General features: G+C 56.0%; 1 protein-coding gene. It reads left to right on the forward strand.

What is annotated here, in order from left to right; genetic code table 11:
- Positions 1–571 precede the first annotated feature (571 nt).
- The gene (gene holA / locus NW827_RS01880) at positions 572–1,549 is read left to right on the forward strand and encodes a DNA polymerase III subunit delta (protein WP_414403962.1); all 978 of its coding nucleotides are present in this window, start codon (positions 572–574) and stop codon (positions 1,547–1,549) included.
- The last annotated feature ends 30 nt before the right edge of the window (positions 1,550–1,579 follow it).

Consider the following 1,579-nt stretch of genomic DNA (forward strand, 5'->3'; position numbering starts at 1 on the left):
AGGGCAGGGACGTCAGGGCAGGCGGGATCCCTCCGGACTCTAGCTGCTTCGGGAGCACGTTAGGTCGAGAGTTGGCTCCTAGCCCTGCCACGACCAACCTCAAAGTGCCCTTTAGGCAACCGAGGCTAGCGGCTGGAGCTGGGAGCTCTTAACCTCTTCAGAGCTGGAAGGGGGAACTCCTGCTGCCGACTGATCTGCTTTGAAAAGCGGGGAATTGCAATAATGAATTTGCACACGAGTAGGCCGGCCCAAGCCCAAAGCGGATCCCAGGCAGCGCGCTAAAATCTGCACTTTGAACTCCAGTTCGCCAATGGTGTCCATCTACTTGCGGCCCTCCCTCTGGCTCCAGCTTTGACCCCAGCTTAGGAGAAGATTGACGAGAGTTCTTCAGTGGGAATACAGAATTTGCCAAGCTAGTCATGCAGAGCTGGCACTCTTTTTAGAGAGAAAAAAAGCTGAAACTCGGCCAGGCTTTCTTCGGAAGATCCTGGACAAGTTGATTAACATAAGTAAATGCCTAGAGAAACTACGGAAAAAAAGCTGGAGACCAAGCTGAGGCGACGTGGGGAGTATGCCCGTCTACCTTTACTGGGGAGATGATAGCTATCGCCTCCTGCAGGCGGTGCAAGAGCTGCGCGATCAGGTGCTGGATCCTGAGTGGGCCGCCTTTAACTACGATCGCCTGCCACCGGAATCCACCCTGGCCGGACTGAACCTGGCCATGACGCCGCCTCTGGGATCCAATGCCCGCCTCGTTTGGCTGGAGGAAACAACGCTCACCCAGCAGTGTTCGGAAGAGTTAGTAAGAGAACTGGAGCGAACGTTAGCCTCTTTACCCCCCACAACCCATCTGGTCTTGACCACCAGCAGCAAGCCGGATGAACGTCTCAAATCCACCAAACTCCTCAAGCAAAGGGCCATTGTCCGCGAGTTTTCCCAACTGCCCCCCTGGGACGAAGAGGGCATTCTTAAGCAGGTACACCGCGAGGCCCGACAGCGGGATCTCAAGCTCAGCCCAGAGGCAGCGCAGAAGTTGGCGGAAGCCGTGGGCAACGATTCCCGCCGTTTGGCTATGGAACTGGAAAAGCTGGCCCTCTTTACGGCAGGCCAGCGGGATCCCATCTCCCCTGAGCAAATCGAGGCCCTGGTTCCTGCCAGCGCCTACAACAGCTTGCAACTGGCCGCCTCCCTGCGCCAGGGCAACTTGGATCGCTCCCTGCAGATCCTGAACCATCTGCTGGATCACAACGAGCCGGCCCTTAAGATCCTGGCAGTGTTGGTGGGCCAATTCCGCACCTGGCTGTGGGTAAAGCTATTGCTGGAAGAGGGGGAACGGGATCCCAAGGTCATTGCCCAAAAAGCAGAGATTGCCAACCCCAACCGGGTTTATTTCTTACAAAAAGAGGTGGGATCCCTAAAAAGCTCAGCACTGCTGAAGGTGATGCAGCAACTTCTACAACTGGAATATCAGCTCAAGCAAGGTCAGCCGGAGCGAGAAGTGTTTCCAGAGGCTCTGATCCAGACCGTGGCCATTCTCCAACAGTCCTGAGCCTTTCTGTCCTTGTTACTCCGCCCAGAG

Source organism: Synechococcus sp. H70.1 (assembly GCF_047502705.1).
GTDB lineage: Bacteria > Cyanobacteriota > Cyanobacteriia > Thermostichales > Thermostichaceae > Thermostichus.